Annotated in this window: 19 protein-coding genes and 2 tRNA genes; 7 read left to right on the forward strand and 14 right to left on the reverse strand. The window is 68.4% G+C overall.

Annotated elements, in window-relative coordinates; translation table 11 throughout:
* The first annotated feature begins 10 nt into the window (after positions 1-10).
* Entirely contained in the window at positions 11-223 is a 213-nt protein-coding gene (locus AB0M24_RS45165) for a hypothetical protein (RefSeq protein WP_363780904.1), read from the forward strand.
* Between the two features lie 126 nt (positions 224-349).
* Here AB0M24_RS45165 and AB0M24_RS45170 read toward each other — a convergent pair whose 3' ends face one another.
* Complete coding sequence (locus tag AB0M24_RS45170; RefSeq protein ID WP_363780906.1) at positions 350-562, reverse strand: hypothetical protein; 213 nt, start codon at positions 560-562, stop codon at positions 350-352.
* A gap of 66 nt (positions 563-628) precedes the next feature.
* Here AB0M24_RS45170 and AB0M24_RS45175 point away from each other — a divergent pair, with 66 nt between their 5' ends.
* Entirely contained in the window at positions 629-1,486 is an 858-nt protein-coding gene (locus tag AB0M24_RS45175; protein ID WP_363780908.1) for an NAD-dependent epimerase/dehydratase family protein, read from the forward strand.
* Here AB0M24_RS45175 and AB0M24_RS45180 read toward each other — a convergent pair.
* Entirely contained in the window at positions 1,431-2,342 is a 912-nt protein-coding gene (locus AB0M24_RS45180) for a ribonuclease Z (protein WP_363780910.1), read from the reverse strand. The genes AB0M24_RS45175 and AB0M24_RS45180 overlap by 56 nt on opposite strands.
* 23 nt (positions 2,343-2,365) lie before the next feature.
* Between AB0M24_RS45180 and AB0M24_RS45185 the strand changes: the two genes are divergently transcribed.
* The gene (locus AB0M24_RS45185; protein WP_363780912.1) at positions 2,366-3,190 is read left to right on the forward strand and encodes a serine hydrolase domain-containing protein; all 825 of its coding nucleotides are present in this window, start codon (positions 2,366-2,368) and stop codon (positions 3,188-3,190) included.
* Here the strand turns inward: AB0M24_RS45185 and AB0M24_RS45190 are convergent.
* The gene (locus AB0M24_RS45190; protein ID WP_363780914.1) at positions 3,167-3,493 is read right to left on the reverse strand and encodes a hypothetical protein; all 327 of its coding nucleotides are present in this window, start codon (positions 3,491-3,493) and stop codon (positions 3,167-3,169) included. The two genes, AB0M24_RS45185 and AB0M24_RS45190, sit on opposite strands and share 24 nt — an antisense overlap.
* 4 nt (positions 3,494-3,497) lie before the next feature.
* On the reverse strand, positions 3,498-4,343 hold the full coding sequence (locus AB0M24_RS45195) for an SDR family oxidoreductase (protein WP_363780916.1): 846 nt from the start codon (positions 4,341-4,343) through the stop codon (positions 3,498-3,500).
* Positions 4,344-4,547: 204 nt separating this feature from the next.
* On the opposite strand from AB0M24_RS45195, the gene AB0M24_RS45200 reads away from it, so the two are divergent.
* Both AB0M24_RS45200 and AB0M24_RS45205 read left to right on the forward strand, forming a co-directional pair.
* Entirely contained in the window at positions 4,548-5,252 is a 705-nt protein-coding gene (locus AB0M24_RS45200; protein ID WP_363780918.1) for a hypothetical protein, read from the forward strand.
* A complete protein-coding gene (locus tag AB0M24_RS45205) occupies positions 5,246-5,725 on the forward strand; it encodes a macro domain-containing protein (protein WP_363780920.1) in 480 nt (159 codons plus the stop codon). Before AB0M24_RS45200 ends, AB0M24_RS45205 begins: the two co-directional genes overlap by 7 nt.
* On the opposite strand, the gene AB0M24_RS45210 is transcribed toward AB0M24_RS45205, so the two are convergent.
* The 3 genes from AB0M24_RS45210 to AB0M24_RS45220 all read right to left on the reverse strand — a co-directional run bounded on the left by AB0M24_RS45210 (position 5,722) and on the right by AB0M24_RS45220 (position 8,984).
* Positions 5,722-6,924 carry a cytochrome P450 gene (locus tag AB0M24_RS45210; protein WP_363780922.1) on the reverse strand — a complete coding sequence of 401 codons (1,203 nt, stop codon included), beginning with the start codon at positions 6,922-6,924 and terminating at the stop codon, positions 5,722-5,724. The genes AB0M24_RS45205 and AB0M24_RS45210 overlap by 4 nt on opposite strands.
* Before the next feature lie 47 nt (positions 6,925-6,971).
* Positions 6,972-8,135, reverse strand: a complete 1,164-nt coding sequence (locus AB0M24_RS45215) for an LLM class flavin-dependent oxidoreductase (protein ID WP_363780924.1) — start codon at positions 8,133-8,135, stop codon at positions 6,972-6,974.
* Positions 8,136-8,216: 81 nt separating this feature from the next.
* A complete protein-coding gene (locus AB0M24_RS45220; protein WP_363780926.1) occupies positions 8,217-8,984 on the reverse strand; it encodes an SDR family NAD(P)-dependent oxidoreductase in 768 nt (255 codons plus the stop codon).
* Between the two features lie 127 nt (positions 8,985-9,111).
* Between AB0M24_RS45220 and AB0M24_RS45225 the strand changes: the two genes are divergently transcribed.
* Positions 9,112-9,972: a helix-turn-helix transcriptional regulator gene (locus AB0M24_RS45225; RefSeq protein ID WP_363780928.1), complete on the forward strand. Its 861-nt coding sequence runs from the start codon at positions 9,112-9,114 to the stop codon at positions 9,970-9,972.
* 53 nt (positions 9,973-10,025) lie between these two features.
* Here AB0M24_RS45225 and AB0M24_RS45230 read toward each other — a convergent pair.
* The 7 genes from AB0M24_RS45230 to AB0M24_RS45260 form a co-directional block, all read right to left on the reverse strand.
* Positions 10,026-10,098, reverse strand: a tRNA-Arg gene (locus AB0M24_RS45230).
* Positions 10,099-10,139: 41 nt separating this feature from the next.
* Positions 10,140-10,229 (reverse strand) — tRNA-Ser (locus tag AB0M24_RS45235).
* A gap of 155 nt (positions 10,230-10,384) precedes the next feature.
* Positions 10,385-12,328 carry an acetoacetate--CoA ligase gene (locus tag AB0M24_RS45240; protein WP_363780930.1) on the reverse strand — a complete coding sequence of 648 codons (1,944 nt, stop codon included), beginning with the start codon at positions 12,326-12,328 and terminating at the stop codon, positions 10,385-10,387.
* Between the two features lie 75 nt (positions 12,329-12,403).
* Entirely contained in the window at positions 12,404-13,156 is a 753-nt protein-coding gene (locus tag AB0M24_RS45245) for an ESX secretion-associated protein EspG (protein WP_363780932.1), read from the reverse strand.
* Positions 13,153-14,427, reverse strand: a complete 1,275-nt coding sequence (locus tag AB0M24_RS45250; RefSeq protein ID WP_363780934.1) for a hypothetical protein — start codon at positions 14,425-14,427, stop codon at positions 13,153-13,155. Before AB0M24_RS45250 ends, AB0M24_RS45245 begins: the two co-directional genes overlap by 4 nt.
* On the reverse strand, positions 14,424-14,942 hold the full coding sequence (locus AB0M24_RS45255; RefSeq protein ID WP_363780936.1) for a hypothetical protein: 519 nt from the start codon (positions 14,940-14,942) through the stop codon (positions 14,424-14,426). Before AB0M24_RS45255 ends, AB0M24_RS45250 begins: the two co-directional genes overlap by 4 nt.
* 134 nt (positions 14,943-15,076) lie before the next feature.
* Positions 15,077-15,718, reverse strand: a complete 642-nt coding sequence (locus AB0M24_RS45260) for a dienelactone hydrolase family protein (RefSeq protein ID WP_363780938.1) — start codon at positions 15,716-15,718, stop codon at positions 15,077-15,079.
* Positions 15,719-15,794: 76 nt separating this feature from the next.
* On the opposite strand from AB0M24_RS45260, the gene hisC reads away from it, so the two are divergent.
* Positions 15,795-16,862 (forward strand): histidinol-phosphate transaminase, encoded by a 1,068-nt coding sequence (gene hisC, locus AB0M24_RS45265; RefSeq protein ID WP_363780940.1) that lies wholly within the window; start codon positions 15,795-15,797, stop codon positions 16,860-16,862.
* Positions 16,863-17,129: the final 267 nt, after the last annotated feature.

The following is a 17,129-nucleotide window of genomic DNA, read 5'->3' on the forward strand; positions in this document are numbered from 1 at the left end:
GCAGCGGGGCATGGTCGTCGGTATCGAGCACCAGGGTATGGCGAGCACCGAGCGCATGAAGCTCATGCGCACGTTTCGCCAGACGCGTGCCACCGGCCAGCACGACCAACCGGTCACCGAACAACCTGCCCAAGCGCTCGTTGAGCGCTGCGAAGACATGATCCATCGCCGAGAACCCGCTTTGAGAAGAAGCAGAAGGATGCGACCGGCGATCGCCGGGTGACGCGTAGCGTAGAGCCACCCGGTATGTGTGTCGAAGCACGGTCCGGCAACGGCCGGATGAATCTTGCGGCGGGCCCGCTCAGGCGGGCCTCACGGCAAGTGGATCAGTCGATGAAGTACCTGCGCCCTAGGCGCGAGCCGCGTCCCGAAGGACCTGGTCAACGCGGTTGAGGAAGCTGCGCTTGGGGTTGATCGCCGGCAGCGGCCCGGTGAGCTCTGCGGGGGCGGGCTGAAGCGCGGGTGCGGCTCCCACGATCTCAGCCACGTTGCGCAGGAACTCCTGCCGCTTGAACTCGTGCACGGCTACGTCGTGCAGAAGTCCAGCGATGCTCGTGTGCACAGCGCGATGGGGGTAACTCACTCGTGTGTTATCGGCGCAGTGAGGGTCGACCTTTAGGGTCAACTTGTGCGAGTTCTGGTGACCGGCGCCACTGGGTACGTCGGCCGTGCCGTGGTGCATGAGCTGCGGGTTCACGGGCATGAACCGATTCCGTCCCGTCAGCGCCTGTCCGAGCCGTTCGGGTCACTCTCCTGCGACGCCGTCATCCACCTGGCCGGTGCGGCCCGCGTGCGAGAGTCGTTCGAAGATCCGCTTTCGTACTTCGAGACGAACGTGGGCGGGACGCTGAACCTGCTGAAGGCGTTGGAGGGACAGCGATTCCTGTTCGCGTCGACTGCCGGGGTGTACGCGCCCTCGTCCGATCCGCTGACCGAGCAGTCGGTCCGGGAACCTTCTTCTCCCTATGCGGCTTCGAAGGCCGCCGCCGAAGATCTCGTGGCGTGGGCGGCGCGGTCCGGACGGATCGGGGCGACCACGCTGCGTTTGTTCAACGTCGCTGGAGGTGGTGACGCGGACACCACTCGGGTGATCGCCCGTGCCGTGGCCGCTGCCGCCGGAACCGTCGACGGGATGGACGTCTACGGCGACGGGTCGGCCGTGCGCGATTTCGTGCACGTGCGGGACGTTGCGGCCGCGTTCGTGGTGGCGCTGGAGGCGTGCGAGGTGGGCTCGGCCGAGGTCTACAACGTCGGAGCCACCCCCGCATCCGTGCGGGACGTTCTGGAGGCTGTCGCCGGTGTGTCAGGACGGTCCGTGAACGTGACGTGGAAGCCCGCGCATCCCGGCGAGGTGCGGGCGCAACGGGCAGACGTGTCACGGCTGCGAGCGTTGGGGTGGGAGCCCTCTCACTCGGCGTTGATCGACATCGTCAAGGACCAGTGGAGCGCTTCGGCACCGGAACCCGGTCCAGGTCCTTCGCGATGACGATCTCGCCGTCGAACTCGGCCGCGGCTTCTGCCTGGAACTCCGCCGGGTCCTCGTAGCGCTGGGAGAAATGCGTGAGCACCAGCTTGCGAACCCGGCAGTCCCTGGCCACCCGCGCCGCCTGCTGCGCGGTGAGGTGGCCGTGGTCGCCCGCCAGCTTGGTGTCGCGGGCGAGGTAGGTCGACTCGATCACGAGCATGTCGGCCTGGTCGGCGAGCTCGTAGACGTTGTCGCACAGGCGGGTGTCCATGACGAACGCGAACTTCTGGCCGGGGCGGGGTTCGCTGACGTCTTCGAGCTTGATCCCGTCGAGCTCGCCCTGTTGCTGCAGAACGCGGACCTGCGGCCCTTGGATGCCGTGCTCCTTGAGCTTTTCGGGCAGCATGCGGTGGCCGTCCGGCTCGACCAGGCGGTAGCCGAAGCTGTCGATGCCGTGGTCGAGCTCGTAGGCCTCGAGCCGGCCGAACTTCCCCTCGGCGAGCAGGCCGTCCTCGGTCACCGGCTCTTCCTTGACGTCCGCGGCGTCGTAGAAGGCGCTGGCGTAGCGGAGGCGCTCGAAGAAGTGCGCGCCGCTCTTCGGGAAGTGGGCGTGGACGGTGTGCGGGACGCGGTCCAGGGACAGGCGCTGGACGATGCCGGGAACGCCGAGGCAGTGGTCGCCGTGGAAGTGCGTGATGCAGATCCGGGTGATGTCGCTCGCAGCGGCACCGGACCGCAGCAGCTGGCGCTGGGAGCCGTCACCGGGGTCGAACAGGAAGCCCTCGCCGTCCCACCTCAGCAGATAGCCGTTGTGGTTGCGCTGGCGCGTGGGAACCTGGCTGGCTGTTCCCAGGACGATCAGTTCCCGGACTGTCACCCCCTGACGTTAACGTGAGTCCTATGCGGAGCGTGGAAGCGGCGGCGTCGTGGCCTGTTGAGAACGTGGCGGTGGCCGTGGTGTCCGGTGGGGCCGTCGTGGGCTCGCTGGGCGACCAGCAGCGGGTGTTCCCGCTGGCGTCGGTGACGAAGCTGCTGACGGCCTACGCGGTGCTGGTGGCCGTGGAGGAGGGCGCGGTCGAGTGGGACCAGCCGGCGGGTCCTCCTGGTGCGACCGTGCGGCACCTGATCTCGCACACGGCCGGGTACGCGTTCGACAAGGCCGAGGTGCAGGCGGCGCCCGGTACTCGCCGGATCTACTCGAACGCCGGGTTCGACGTGCTGGCTGCTTTTGTGGGGTCGGCGTGCGAGATGCCGTTCGCCACGTATCTGCACGAAGCTGTTTTCGCGCCGCTGGGGATGAATTCCTCGGCATTGGTCGGCTCAGCCGGCGCCGGTGCCGAGTCCTGTGCCGCGGATTTGGCGGTTTTCGCCGCTGAACTGTTGTCGCCGAAGCTCGTTTCGGTCGAGCTGGTGTCCGAGGCGACTTCGGTGGTGTTTCCCGGCCTGAACGGTGTTCTGCCTGGTTATGGGATGCAGAAGCCGAACGACTGGGGGCTCGGCTTCGAAATCCGGGACGGCAAGTCGCCGCACTGGACCGGGCTTTCCCATTCCGCGCGGACTTTCGGCCACTTCGGGCAGTCCGGCACGTTCCTGTGGGTCGACCCGGACGTTTCCGCTGCCTGCGTCGCGTTGACGGATCTGCGTTTCGGCCCGTGGGCGGTCGAGGCCTGGACGCCGTTCTCCGACGGCGTCCGCGCGGAGCTAGTCGGCCAGTCGCAGGGCTAGCTGCCTGAGCACCTCTTGTACGTCGGCGTCCTCGTAGTCGTTCTCGTACGCCTGGGCGACCCCGTGGAAGGCGTACAGCAGGCCGGCGGTGAACCACCCGAACTGCGACAACACCTGGTCCATCGCCTGCTTGAGCGCCTGCGCACCGGCCTCGTTCAGCTCGCCGTCGACCTTGACCTCGTAGCTGAACACACCCTCCTGCAACGACTTGAGGGCCATGCGCAGGTAGTCGCTGGACTCGGCGCCGTCGTAGCTGAGCGTCAGGACGCCGAGCGCCCGCTGCATGATCTCCCGCTGCTCCACACGGTCACTTTGCCTCGTCGGCTGACCTTCCGACACCCCAACGCACCCATGCGGGGTCCTCGAGTTCGATCTTTTCCTCGAAGGCCTCGGCGATCGCGTCGACGTCCCACTCGTCGTGCTCGATGACGGGGTGTTTCGGCGACGTCTGCCCCATGACGTGCAACCGCCCGTTGGCGAACCGGATGAGCTGCCCGGTGATCTTCGCGGCACGGTCGCTGAGCAGGTACGTGACCAGCGGCGCGATCGTCTCGGGCGGTCCGCTCGGCACGGCCTTGGAGTCCGCCGCGGCCATCCGCGTCCAGGCGATCGGGCACACGGCGTTGACCCGGATGCCCTTGTCCTGCAGTTCCGCCGCCGCCCCTGCCGTGATGCTGGCGACGGCCCCCTTCGAGGCCGAGTACGCCAGCGCGGTGGGTTGCCCGACCATCGCGAGCGAGCCGAGGTTGACGATCGAACCGCGGCGCATGCTCTGCACAGCCGCGTTGGTGCAGTACAGGGTGCCGAGGACGTTGATCTCGATGAGCTCGCGCATGCGTCTTGGATCGTCCTGACCGACGGCGGCCTGGTAGCGGATGCCGGCGTTGTTGACGAGCCCGTCGATCCGGCCGAACGCCGCCGTGCACGTGTCGATCATGGCCTGCGCCTGCTCGGGATCCGTGACGCTGCCGGCGCTCACGACAGCCTTGCCGCCCTGCAGCGTGATGAGCTCGGCGACCTGCCTGGCGAGCGGCTCGTCGACGTCGTTGATCACCACGGCGGCTCCGCTGTGGGCAGCGTGGGTGGCGAACGCCCGACCCAAACCCTGCCCGGCGCCGGTGATGACCACGGCCTTACCCGCCAGAATCGCCATACCCCGAGTGTGGCCAAGCCATTTGTTCAAGGGTCTGCCACGTCGGTGAGTGGCCGCTGCCCGCGCCGAACGGCGTACGTCGAACGACGACCGGTTCAAACCGCTTTTCGCAGATCAACCACTGTGGAAACGATTGCTTCCGGTCTTTGTCGGCAGTAGAAAAATGAGCAGCGTTCATCGGTTGTGAAGTGGCATCGTTCGCTCATGGGACTCGACGCATTCGTTCGCTGCCGCTGCTGGCAGGACGGCGTGGTGACGCCTCCTGCCGCACTGGCCGGACTGATCGTGCTCGAGGACGAGTACCTCGGTCTGTCCGTGCCGTGGGAGGGCCACGAATCCCTCCACAACGCCCTCGACAAGTGGGTCAGTTCAGCGTGCTCGCACGAGGACATGGACCTGGTGTGCGAACACGTGGGCAACTGGGCTTCTTATCGAGGCTTGCAGCGCGCGCTCGGCACGATGGGCTGGGAGCACTTCCCCGTCTTGCAGGGGACGCTGCCTAACGGCAACGGCGGATGCACGCCCGCGTCCTCAGCCGCTTCCGCTTTGGAGGAGCTGCAGTTCTACACCTCGCACGCTGTGATGGGCCTGCAGGCGGTGCTGTGCGACGCGGACACCGGTGAGGTGCTGCTGGAGCAGATCCACGCCTTCGGTGGCCTGAACGTGTTTGCCGATGGCGTGGCGTACGGCGTCGATCTGGACGGGTTCTTCGTGCAGAAGGAGGGCTTGGAGCTGTTCCGCTCGATGGCCTTCAACGCGGCAGGCGTGCCCGGCACCCCGTTCGGCGCCCGCAACCTCGAAGTGCGGTCCCGGCTTGAGGACGCCGACGTCTACTCCTACACCGTCAACGCTCTTGTCCGGTTGTTCGAGGCGTCGGTGGCGTCCGGCAACCCCGTGGTGTGGTGCTGACCGTGCTTCGGGTGATCAAGGGCGACGCGACGAGTCCCCAGGCCAAGGGGCCGAAGATCATCGCGCACGTCTGCAACGACCTCGGCGGCTGGGGCAAGGGTTTCGTGCTGGCCGTGTCGAAGCGCTGGCCGGAGCCGGAGCGCGCCTACCGCGAGTGGCATCGAGGGCGAGCGCGCAACGACTTCGGGCTCGGAGCCGTGCAGCTGGTGCAGGTTCGCGCGGACATCTGGGTCGCGAACATGGTGGGGCAGCACGGGATGCGCGTCGGGAGCAACGGGCCGCCCGTCCGGTACGAGGCGATCTCGACCTGCCTGGCCACGGTGACCTCCGAGGCTGTGCGGCTCGGGGCGAGCGTGCACATGCCGCGCATCGGCTGCGGCCTGGCGGGCGGCAAGTGGGAACGGATCGAGCCGCTCATCGAGCAGACCCTGCTGGCGGCCGGCATCGCCACCACGGTCTACGACTTCGACTAGGAACTCAGGATCACCGGAAGCTCGCGGAACCCGTTGACCATGTAGGAGCGCCGGCGCCTGAGCTCGTCGGTGGGAACGACACCGGCGTACCGCGGGAACCGGCTCAGCAGCTCGCGCAGCGCGATCTCGCCTTCCATGCGGGCGAGCGGTGCGCCGATGCAGTGGTGGATCCCGTGACCGAACGCGAGGTGCCCGGCTCCGCGGTCCAGGTCCAGCTCGCCGGGACGCTCGAACCGCTCCGGATCGTGGTTCGCACCCGCCAGGGACACGAGCAGGATCTCCCCGGCCGGCACCTCGACGCCGCCGAACGTGATCGGGGCCGCCGTGTACCGGGTGGTGCCGATCGCGAGCGGGCTGGTGAGCCGCAGCAGCTCCTCCACCGCCTTCGGGACCAGGTCGGGCTCGGCCACCAGCCGATCGCGGGTCTCCGTGTCGCGCAACAGGAACTCGGCGCCGGACCCGATCAGGTTCACCGTCGTCTCGTGGCCCGCGACCACCAGCAGGATCGCGGTGCTGAGCACCTCGGCCTCGGTGAGCTGGTCCGCGTCGTCGCTCGCACGTGTCAGCGCCGACAGCAGGTCATCGCCGGGTTCCGCGCGCTTGCGTTGGATCAGCTCGGTGAAGCACTCCGTCATCCGCCTGGACGCGACGAGGCCCTCGGCCGGAGCGACCTCGCCCATCATGGCCTGCGACCACTCGCGCATCGGCTCGCGGAACTCCTCCGGGACGCCCAGCAGGTCGCAGATCACGATCATGGGGAGCTGGAAGGCGAAAGCCGCGATCAGGTCGACCGGCTCGGTTGCCGGAAGCGCGTCGAGCAGGTCCGCGGCGATCTGCTCGATCCGCGGCCGCAACGCCGCCATGCGCTTCGCGGTGAAGTCGCGCGCCAGCAGCTTGCGCAGCCGGGTGTGGTCCGGCGGATCCATCACGAGCATGTTCCCGGCGAAGAACGCCGAGAGCTCGGCCTGACCGCCGGCTTCTTCCAGTTTCCGCAGCATGATCGCTGACAGCTGCTCGGACGACTTGCGCACCCGCTCGTCGGTCAGCGCGATCCTCGCGTCGTCGTGCGACGTCACGACCCACACCGGCAGCTTGTTCGGCAACACGGCCTGATGGACCCGCCCGAGCTCACGCACCGCCTGCAGCGTCGCCACCGGGTTCCTGAAGTACTGCTTGCTGAACAACGTGTCTGTGGACACCGCGCCTCCCCACGCTCGGTTCTCTGCTTAGCCGAAGGCGGGAGACGTCACAACTGCTTCAACTCCTGCTGGTACTTCGCGGTCATGTGCTCGATGGCGGCGAGCTGGCGCTGGTTGTGGCCGTCGCGCGCGGCGGCGGCGCGCTCAGCGGCGTCGAGCGTGGGCTGCGCCTGTCCCTGGAAGTGGGGGAAGACCTCCTCCGCGACCAGTTGAGCGGAACGGGTGGTCGCCTCCGGGGTCGCCCAGTCGTGCGCCATCAACAGCATGGAGCCGAACCCGTTCGACTGGTTCCACAACCGCTGCACCTGCGCTCGTGCCTGCTCCGGCGTGCCGATGACGCCCATGCCCGAGTTGTTGACGAAGTCGATCACCTCCTCGACGCTGCCGGTCTCCACCGGGAGCTGAGGAAACGCCGCGACCTTCGCGAAGTACCGCGACCACTCCACCAGCCCGTGCTCGACCTCCGCGCGAGCCTGCTTCTCCGTCTCGGCGATGTGGAACAAGCCGACCAGACCCCAGCGGTCACGATCGACCGTCGTGCCGTGGGCCGCAGCGCGCTCTTCCATCACGTTCCAGTGGTGTGCCAAGGCGTCGAAGCCCTCGGCGGTGAGAGTCGCCCCGACCGACAGCAGACCGAGACCGTGACGTCCGGCCAGCCGCGGCCCGGTCGGCGACGCGACGGCGGCCACCGAGATCGGGATGCCGTTCTGGTTGTACGGGCGCAGCTGGAGCCGGGCGTCGACGAGCCGGTGGGTGGCGGTCGTCGCGGTCACCGACTCGCCGGCCAGCAACCGGACGACGATGTCGAGGTTCTCCTCCAGGAGCTCACGGGTGTCCGTCGGAGTCAGGCCGATCATCATCGAGTCCGTGGGCAACGAGCCGGGACCGACGCCGAACATGATGCGGCCACGGGTCAGGTGGTCGAGCAGCACGATTCGATCGGCCGCCCACAACGGGTTGTGATACGACAGCGACACCACGCCGGTGCCGAACGTGATGCGCGGGGCCCGGCTCGCGGCGGCGGCGATGAACACCTCCGGCGAGGCGATGATCTCGCTGCCGGCGGAGTGGTGCTCGCCGATCCACACCTCGTCGTACCCCAGCCGATCCAGGTGCTCCACGAAGTCGAGATCGCGGTGCAGCGCGACGGTCGGGTTGATGCCGGGGCGGTGCATCGGGGCGATGAAGTAGCCGAATCGAAGCCTGTCCATGGTCCTCATGCTCGTCGCGCTCGCCGCCGCGAACGGTCCGGACGTCGATTCCGTTCCACTGGCCATGTGTGACACCGACTCTCAGACCTGGTCGGTGGGACGGATGACGATTTCGGCCACGGCACGGCGGCGCGGGCTGGTCACGACGTACGCGACGGCCTCGGCGATGTCGTCGGGACGCAACTGTTCGACGTCGGCGAACCTGGCCTCCATGCGTTCCCGGACGGGCGCCTGCTGGTGGCTCATGAGCTCGGTCTCCACGAGTCCCGGCTCGACGACGGAGAACCGGACGTTGCGCCGCGCGAACTCCTGCCGCCAGGACTCGGTCGCGGCGGTGACGCCGAACTTCGTCGCGTTGTAGACCGCGGCGTTGGGGATGGCAAAACGACCGGCGATCGAGCTGATGTTGACCACGTCGGCCACCTGCCGCGGGCTGGTGGTGGCGGCGTCGACGAGGTGCGGCAAGGCGGCCTTGGTGACGTGCAAGAGCCCCTTGAGGTTGACGTCGACCATCTGCTGCCACTCGTGCAACGGGGCCTGGGCCGAGTCGCCGAGGAGCATGACGCCGGCGGCATTGACCACGGTGTCCAGCCGGCCGAGCTGTTCGACGGTCGCGGCGACCACACCGGCGGCGGCTACGGCGTCGGTCAGGTCGGCGGCCAGCGCGAGAGCGTCGCCGCCCTGCTCGACGATCTCCTTCGCCAGCAAGTCGATCCGGTCCTGGCGACGAGCGACCAGCACGACGGTGGCGCCCTCGGCGGCGAGGCGGCGGGCAGTGGCCTGACCGATGCCACTGCTGGCCCCCGTGACCAGGGCGACCGTCGAGCGCAGTGGGGTGGTGTCCAGCACGGCAAAGACCTCCAGAGACGAGTACCTGAGCTGACTCTGCGAGCCGATTCATCCTGGTGCCAGAGCCTGTTCATCCTGGTATCCACACCACCTGGCACCAGGTTTCGCGGGATGCCACAGTGGACTCATGGCGACGTCCGCGGAGGATCAGCAGCTCAGGCGGCGGGAACTGGCGTCCTTCCTGCGCAGCAGGCGCGAGCGGATCTCCCCGGAGCAGATGGGTGTCACGGTGTCGGGCCGACGCCGCACCCCTGGCTTGCGGCGCGAGGAGGTCGCGCAGCTCGCAGGCGTCGGCGTGACCTGGTACACGTGGCTCGAGCAGGGCCGTGACATCAACGTCTCCGACCAGGTGCTCGCCGCGATCGCGGGCACCCTGCGGCTCGATCCCTCCGAGCGCGCCCATCTCTACACGCTGGCCGGCCATCCCGAGCCGCCCCTGGACCGCGACTGCAAGGCCCTCCCGAACGCCATACCGGTGATGCTGACCCAGCTGGAACCGATCCCGGCCGCCGTGATCAACGCGCGCTTCGACCTGCTCGCCTACAACCGCACCTACGAGCGGATGGTCGGCGGGCTCGGTCATCTGCCGATCGAGGACCGCAACTGGCTGCTGCTGGTCTTCACGTCGCCGAGGTGGCGTGCGGCCACCCTGGACTGGGACGACGCCGCCGCGCGCCTGGTCGCCCGATTCCGCGCCGGAATGGCGGCCCACGGCACCGAGGCGAGCTGGAAGAGCCTCGCCAGGAGGATGCGGCAGGAGTCGCCGGACTTCGAGCGGATGTGGGACCAGCACGAGGTGCGCGCACCGGAGAACTTCACGAAACGCTATTTGCACCCCGAGGTCGGCCTGCTCACCCTCGACTACACGCAGCTGTGGCTCGGCGAGCGCTCGGAGATCAAGCTCACCACCTACACCCCGGTGGACGAGGACACGTGGGCGAAAGTCCGACTCCTGCAGGAGACGGCTGATTCAGAGGCGGAGAAATGAGCAGAACAAAACAAAACCCCAGCTAGACCGAAGTCTTGCTGGGGCTTGTGCAGCGCGCTCGACAGGATTCGAACCTGTAACCTTCTGATCCGTAGTCAGATGCTCTATCCGTTGAGCTACGAGCGCAGGTCTTCAATTATAACCGATCCTCTAGAGGCTCGGCCTTGCGGAGGCTCCGGGATTTGAACCCGGGATGGGGGGTTACCCCAAACCGCATTAGCAGTGCGGCGCCATAGACCAGACTAGGCGAAGCCTCCCGGGACCATCCTTGGCCACGGGACATAGGTTACACAGGTCCTCAACCGAGTTGCAAAACGCCCCCCTCTAACCCCAGAACGTGCTGGTCAGGGCACGTGCGGAGGGGTCGAGAGGGGCGTTAAACGCCTGTTCACCGGCGCGAGAGTGACCTAGATCATCCCGAGGCGAGTTCCAGGAACGGTTGGAGGGACTCGGGATTGCGCAGCGCACCTCGGCTGACGGCGCGGTCGACGTCCATGCCGGCGAGGATCTTCTTCACCGGGACCTCGCACTTCTTGCCGTTGAGGGTCCTCGGGATCTCGGCCACGGCGACGAAGCGGTTCGGGACGTGGCGTGGCGACAGGGACGAGCGCAATTCCTGCCGCAGCAACGGTTCGACGTCGGCCAATGCCACGCCGTCGAGCACGACGAAGCAGAGCAGCTCGCCTTCCGAGACGCCGGACGTGTCGATCACCAGGGAGTCGACGACGCCGGGGATCGACTCGACGACGCGGTAGAACTCCGAGGTGCCCATGCGGACGCCGCCGCGGTTCAGGGTCGAGTCGGAGCGGCCGTAGATCACCGCCGAACCCCTTGGCGTGATGCGGATCCAGTCGCCGTGGCGCCAGATTCCGGGGTACGTGTCGAAGTAGGCGTCGCGCAGCCGCGAGCCGTCCGAGTCGCCCCAGAAGAAGACCGGCATGGACGGCATCGGCGACGTGATCACCAGCTCGCCGACGGCGTCGTCCAGGACCTCACCGGCCTCGTCGAACGCGTAGACGGCCGCGCCAAGGGCTCGGCAGGAGAGCTCGCCCAGCCAGACCGGGCGGTCCGGGGAGGCCGCCACGAAGGCCGTGCAGAGGTCGGTGCCGCCCGAGACCGAGGCGATCTGGACGTCCTTGCCCACCGCCGACGCGATCCAGCGGAAGCCTTCCGGCGTAAGGGGTGCGCCGGTCGAGCCGACGACGCGCAGGCCCGTCAGGTCGTAGCGGGAGGACGGTTCGAGGCCCTCCTTCAGGCACGACTGGACGTACGGGGCCGAGGTGCCGAAGTAGGTGACGCGGTGCTGTTCGGCCAAGTGCCACAACGTGTTCAGCGACGGATAGGCCGGGCTGCCGTCGTACAGCACGATCGTCGTGCCCACCAGCAACCCGCCCACCAGGTAGTTCCACATCATCCAGCCGGTGGTGGTGAACCAGAAGAAGCGGTCGCCGGGGCCCAGGTCGCTGTGCAGCGCGAGCATCTTGAGGTGCTCGACCACGATGCCGCCGTGGCCTTGGACGATGCCCTTGGGCAGGCCCGTGGTGCCGGACGAGTAGAGCACCCACAGCGGGTGGTCGAACGGCACCGGCGTGAACTCCGGCGCGGCGCCCTCGTTAGCGGCGATCAGCTCGCTGAACGAGTGCGTGTCCGGCAGCGAGGAGCCGTTGTCCAGGTAGTCGATCAGGACCGTGGCGCGCAGCGAGGGGATCTGCGAGCGGATCTCCTCGACGACCGGGCGGCAGTCGAAGGACCGTCCGTTGTAGACGTAGCCGGAGACGGCGACGAACACCGTCGGCGAGATCTGGGTGAAGCGGTCGGCCACGGCTCGGGCGCCGAAGTCCGGGGAGCACGACGACCACGTGGCGCCCAGCGAGGCGGCCGCCAGGAACGCGATCAAGGCCTCGGGAGCGTTCGGGACGAGTGCCACCACCCGATCGCCCTCGGAGACGCCCAGAGACGCCAATGCGGCCCGGAAAGCGGCCACGCGGGAACGCAGGGCGCCGAACGTCAGCGAGGAAGCGATGCCGTCCTCGCGGTGGAAGATCACGGCGAGGTCGTCGTCGGCTCCACGGCGCAGGGCGTGCTCGGCGTAGTTCAGGGTCGAACCCGGGAACCACCGGGCGCCCGGCATGTCCGCGGAGCCCAGGACGCGCTCGGGCGGCGTGTGGAACTGGACGTCGAAGTACGAAGCGATGGCGCCCCAGAACCCCTCGAGGTCGGAGACGGACCACTCCCACAGCGACTCGTAGTCGGTGAAGTCGTGGCCGCGGTCGCGCAGCCACGCGCGGAAGGCGGTCATCCCGTTGTCCCTCGTGGGGTCGGGGCGCCACAGCAGTTCGACGTCGGTGTCGGTCATGCCCCATGTCTAGTTGAGGCACAACCGCACGTCCATGTGTGATTGGCGGACTAGACGTCCACCATCAGTGTGGAACTACCCTGCGAGCAGCTCGTCGACCGCTCGGGTCAGCCCCGGCGCGTCCGCGGGAGCCAGCACGAGCCAGCCGTCCTGCTTGCGCAGCAGGTAGCGGCCCTCGCGGGTGTCGAGCCACGACACCGAACGACCCGTCGGGCGCGGTACGCCGTCGCGGTTGCGGGCGGTGAGACCCAGTTCGCCGCCGCCGATCCTGGACGTCACGATGCGCATCAGCGTGTGGGCTTCCGGCTCGCGGATGCCCGCGTCGCGCAGCACGTCCAGGAACGCCTGCTTGCCGTCCTGCTCCCCCGCCTTGCCCGCGCGCAGGTAGTCGTCCCAGCGCACGTTCACGGACCGTCCCGTCCCAGGTGCGAGGCCTGGCAACGATGACACCGTGGCCGAAGCCAGCGCGTTGGGGCGGAACGGGTACAGGTGCACCTCGTTGTTCACCCGCGCGCCGAACGCTCCGCTCCAGCCCGCGCAGGCGATGCCGCGCGCCAGTTCGGCACCCTTGAAGTACGCGATCTCCAGCGCGCGGTCGAACTCGCCCAGACCGGCCACCAGCGCGCGCAGGTCCGGGTCCGGACGGAGCACGGTGCCGAGGCCGCGGGCGTAGAGCGTCTGCGAGCTGTCCTCGACGAGACGCTGCCGCGCCGCTCGGGTGGCGCCCACGTGGGGCGTCCCGAGCGGCACGACGCGGTCCTCGCCGTGCACGGCCTGCCACAGCAGGAAGAACTCCTGCGAGCTCACCGTGTACTGGCGTTCGCTCACTGACCGATCACCGGCGGGGCCGCCTTGCGGTCCAGACCGAAGACGTTGTCGTCCTCTTCCAGGTAGCTCGCGCTCTTGTGCTCGCGCTCGTCACGGCCCTGACCCGCGGCGGGGGCACCGGCCATCGGCGCGCCACCCATCGCGAGCGGGTTCTGGAACGCCTTGGTCTGGCCACCGGTCGCCGACGACCCGGCCGCTGCGGCAGCACCCGCCGCGGTGCGCTCGTTCACGCCCGCCATGCCACCGCTGCCGGCGGGACCACCAGCGCCACCGCCACCACCGGGACCGCCCTGGTTGCCGGAGTTCTGCCCGAACCGGCCGGGCATCATGCCGCCGGTGAAACCACCGCCACCGCCACCACCGCGGACGCCGGCGCCACCGCCGTAGGTGCGCGAGGCGTTCGTGGTGCCGCGGTTGCCCTGGACACCGGCCGCCGTCACCGGACCGCCCACGCCACCGGCACCGGTGTCCGTCGGAGTGCGGCCGCTGAGGTCACCGCCGCCAAGCGTCGGGGTGTTCGGGTTGACCGGGTTCACGGGAGGCGTGAACTGCTGCGGAACGGTTTGGTCGACCGCCGCCGAGTTGCGCTGGAACGCCGCCATCACGTCCGCCGCACGCCGGTGCGAGGCGTCGCTGGCCGCGAGGGCCTCGACCGGGCTGGTGCCGACGGTCGCGAAGCCCTGGAAGCCGGAGATGGCGGGCTGGCGCAGCGCGGCGGCGCGGTCGGTCTCGACGCCCACGAGGTCTGCGGCCGAGTCCATCATCGTCAGCCGGTCCCGCATGAGCAGAGGCCGCGGAGGAACCGGCGCCGGCTCCGGCGCGGGCGTCTCGGGCGGGGCGGGAGGCGGCGGCATCGCGGTGCGGGCGGCCTCGACGTTGTTGGTCTCGGTCGTGATCGCCGCGGACACCTTGTGCGCGTACGCCGACGTGTCGTCGACCCAGTTGGTGACCTCGGTCAGGCCGTCACGGGCCAGGCGCGCCGACTCGCTGTTCCAGCCGACCGCGGAGTCCTCGACGGCCTTGAGCAGGCTCGCCCGGACGCCCGCGATGTCCTCGCCGATCTTCTGCCAGTTCGTCGCGGCGGCCTGCGCACCGGCGAGGTTCACGCCCTTGGTCACCATGTCGTAGAGCTGCTGGTGCGTGTAGACCATCCAGTCGACCGGCTCGTGGAGGTCGTTGCGGTCGTACTTGTCGTCGTCGTGGTAGCGGTTCACGGGCTCGTGCTTGTCGTTGCCGCTGTTGCCGCTGTTGCCCTTGTTGTCGTGAGTCACTGGGATCCCCCGGCCTTCTGGAAGCCGTGCTCCGCTTCCTCTTCTGCGGCGCGGATGGTGTCGCGGTTCTTGCTGAGCGCGTTGCTGATGTCGTCGAGAACCTTGAACAGGTCCAGCAACGCCTTCGCCGCTCCGGAGTCCTCGCCGACCGCGAGCTCGGAGAACCGCGCGCTGATCGCCTTCGCGACCGGGTTCTCCCCCAGCTGCAACGGCGTCGCGAGCTGATCACTCGTGCGCTTCCACAGGTCCATGACCTGGTCACGCGCCGTGTCGACCGCCTTGATCAACGCGTCCGCGGCGTCGACGTCCAGCGTCAGCTTGCCGCTGTCCGCCGCCTGGTCGAGCTTCGCCGCAGCGTGGCTCGCCTCCGCCTTGTCCACCAGCATCTGTTGCTGGAGAACAGGTTTCACCGCCGCCAGCTGCTCAGCGGTGATCGGCGTGGTCGTCGCCGTCGACACCGCGGGCGTCACCGCCGACGCGTCAGTCCCAGTGCCTGTCCCAGTGCCTTCAGCCATCCCTCAACCCCCTGCACTGCCTTACTCGTCACCGCAGCACTGAGTGTTACTCACAGCTACACCCAGTCAGCCGTCCGAAGCATCCCTTAGATGTACCTGGAGTACGGTTCGGTTCCAATCCGCCGTAAAGACTCTTACCTCATGTGTGCGTCGAACCAGTTCAACGCACGAGTCCACGCTTCGTCACTGGAAACGTCGAAACGGACCACATCCGAAGCGGTTTCCGAGCTGATCACAGCATCCCGAAGCTTGCTCACTTCTTCCGAGTCCCCGTCGGGGTAGATGCCCAGCCAGGGGCACGTGAGGTCGCCCGCCACGTCCACCAGAGCGGGCAGCCCGTCCGACAGCGGTTCGAGAATGCCGGGCCCCGAAACGGTGACGGCTGCCCCGATCGTGCGACTCGCGGCGACCACCATCGCGACCGTGCCGCCGATGTCGAACCCGACGACGCCCATCCGGTCCGCACTGACACCCCGCTGCCCCAACCAGACGAACGCGACGTCGGTGTCCTCCAGCAAACGGTCGCCCGACAGCTTGCTGACCTGGTCCCTGATGTCGTCTCCGTGCACGCGGTCCGCGTCGTAGAGGTGCGGCGCGATGGCGAGCCAGCCCTCCGCGGCCAGGCTGCTGACGAGCGACCGCACCCCTTCCGTGATGCCGCGGGCCTCGTGCAACACGACGAGCCCGCCGCGCACGACGCTGTCAGGTTCGGCGATCGTCACCCGCAGCTCACGGCCGTCGGTGAGGGAAAGCGTCTCGATGCGGGTAGTGGTCATGTTTCTCACCCTTCCACGCCGGGGTGAACTCCAGTCAACGTGTCCAATCGGACGGAGCAATGCGAGGATCGGGGGCATGACCGTGCGAACCCGTGCTGACCTGGCGTCCCTGCCGTCCTACGTGCCCGGCAGGACCATCCCCGGCGCCATCAAGCTCGCGAGCAACGAGGTGTCCGCCGGACCGCTCCCGAGCGTCGTCAAGGCGATCGCCGAGGCGGCGACCGGTATCAACAGGTACCCGGATTCGGGCTGCACTGAACTCACCGCCCGCCTAGCCGACAAACTAGGCGTCCCCGCGGACCAGGTGGCGCTCGGCTGCGGCTCAGTCATGCTCTGCCAGCAGCTCATCCAGGCGACCTGCACGGAGCAGGACGAGGTGCTCTTCGCATGGCGCTCGTTCGAGGCCTACCCGATCGTCACGCACGTGGCAGGCGCACGCCAGGTCCGCGTCCCCCTGACCTCGGAGCACGTCCACGACCTGGACGCGATGGCAGCGGCGATCACACCGGCCACCCGCATGGTGTTCGTCTGCAACCCGAACAACCCGACCGGCACGGCCCTGCGCACCGAGGAGATCGAGGCCTTCATCGCCCGCGTCCCCCGCGACGTCCTCGTGGTGATCGACGAGGCCTACAAGGAGTTCGTGGACGACGCTCACATCCCGGACGGCGTCGAGCTCGCCAAGCAGCAGTGGGCAGCGGGCCACAACAACGTCGCCGTACTCCGCACCTTCTCCAAGGCGTACGGCCTGGCGGGCCTGCGAGTCGGCTACGCGGTCGCCTCCCCGGTAGTGGCCGAGGCCCTGCGCAAGGTCTACGTGCCGTTCTCCGTCAACGCCCTCGCCCAGGTAGCCGCCCTGGCCTCCCTGGACGCCGAGGACGAGCTGATGGTCCGCTGCCGCGCGATCGTGGCCGAGCGGGGCCGGGTCCGCGGCGAACTGCTGGCCATGGGCTACGACGTCCCCGAGACCCAGGCGAACTTCGTGTGGCTCCCGCTGGGCGACCGCACCGGAGCGTTCAACGAACACTGCCTGGCGCACAAGGTCGTCGTGCGCGCGTTCGTGGGCGAGGGCGCCCGCGTGACGATCGGCGAGCCGGACGAGAACGACGCCTTCCTGGCCGCAGCCCGCTCATTCACCGCCTAACACGCAAAGCGAAGGCGAAGCCGAGCTGCCTAGGCGACGCCGAAGGCGAGCTGCCTGGGCGAAGGCGAAGCCGAGCTGCTTTGGGCGATGCCGAAGGCGAGCTTGCTTTTCCGTGCGCTCCGGCGGGCCCCGTCACGAGTCGTGGCTGAACGTTTGCCGCGCCAGAGGGGATGGGTCAAGTCGACACGCTTTTCGTCGACTTGACCCATCCCCTCTGGTGTGGCTCGCTCGGACGCGACTCGTGACGGGGCCCGCCGGACCGCACCA

Origin of the sequence: Lentzea sp. NPDC051838 (assembly GCF_040681245.1) — a bacterium.
GTDB lineage: Bacteria > Actinomycetota > Actinomycetes > Mycobacteriales > Pseudonocardiaceae > Lentzea.

Excerpts from the sequence above, each read along its gene's own strand:
- AB0M24_RS45215 (WP_363780924.1), bottom strand. The coding sequence starts at position 8,135 with ATGGACAGGCTTCGATTCGGCTACTTCATCGCCCCGATGCACCGCCCC.
- AB0M24_RS45225 (WP_363780928.1), top strand. The coding sequence starts at position 9,112 with ATGGCGACGTCCGCGGAGGATCAGCAGCTCAGGCGGCGGGAACTGGCG.
- AB0M24_RS45165 (WP_363780904.1), top strand. The coding sequence starts at position 11 with ATGGTCGTCGGTATCGAGCACCAGGGTATGGCGAGCACCGAGCGCATG.
- AB0M24_RS45260 (WP_363780938.1), bottom strand. The coding sequence starts at position 15,718 with ATGACCACTACCCGCATCGAGACGCTTTCCCTCACCGACGGCCGTGAG.
- AB0M24_RS45200 (WP_363780918.1), top strand. The coding sequence starts at position 4,548 with ATGGGACTCGACGCATTCGTTCGCTGCCGCTGCTGGCAGGACGGCGTG.
- AB0M24_RS45195 (WP_363780916.1), bottom strand. The coding sequence starts at position 4,343 with ATGGCGATTCTGGCGGGTAAGGCCGTGGTCATCACCGGCGCCGGGCAG.
- AB0M24_RS45240 (WP_363780930.1), bottom strand. The coding sequence starts at position 12,328 with ATGACCGACACCGACGTCGAACTGCTGTGGCGCCCCGACCCCACGAGG.
- hisC (WP_363780940.1), top strand. The coding sequence starts at position 15,795 with ATGACCGTGCGAACCCGTGCTGACCTGGCGTCCCTGCCGTCCTACGTG.
- AB0M24_RS45255 (WP_363780936.1), bottom strand. The coding sequence starts at position 14,942 with ATGGCTGAAGGCACTGGGACAGGCACTGGGACTGACGCGTCGGCGGTG.
- AB0M24_RS45185 (WP_363780912.1), top strand. The coding sequence starts at position 2,366 with ATGCGGAGCGTGGAAGCGGCGGCGTCGTGGCCTGTTGAGAACGTGGCG.